This is a genomic window from Janthinobacterium rivuli, assembly GCF_009208735.1.
In the GTDB taxonomy this organism is placed as follows: domain Bacteria; phylum Pseudomonadota; class Gammaproteobacteria; order Burkholderiales; family Burkholderiaceae_D; genus Janthinobacterium.
Window position 1 is genome coordinate 1 of the sequence record NZ_WFLJ01000081.1, and the last position, 315, is coordinate 315.

Sequence of the window (315 nt, forward strand, 5' to 3'; positions counted from 1 at the left end):
TATCCTTGTCGATGACAGGCAACAAACAGCGGTGCAGCTGCGCCTTCGTCAGCGCGCCTTTGCCGGTGACGAAATCGAGGGTCTGGCCCGTGCGGTCGCGCGCCACCAGGATGCAGACTTGCTCGTTCGACATGCCGCGCCGTTGCGCATGGCCGCCGCGGCGGCGGGCCGGACGCGTCATCTGCCTGGATCCCTTTTCCGATTCCAGCACATATAACTCGTCGGCCTCGGCGATGCCATGCAGGCCATGCGGCCGGTCCGTTTTTGCCAACGATAAAAATCGGTGGCGCCAGCGAAACGTGGTGTTGCGGTGTA

The 315-nt window shown here is 63.2% G+C and carries 1 protein-coding gene; it reads right to left on the reverse strand.

Features of this window, described 5'->3' with window-relative positions; genetic code table 11:
* Window positions 1-315 (reverse strand): IS1595 family transposase (locus GCN78_RS29005; RefSeq protein ID WP_152254753.1); only part of this gene is annotated, 315 nt, incomplete at both ends.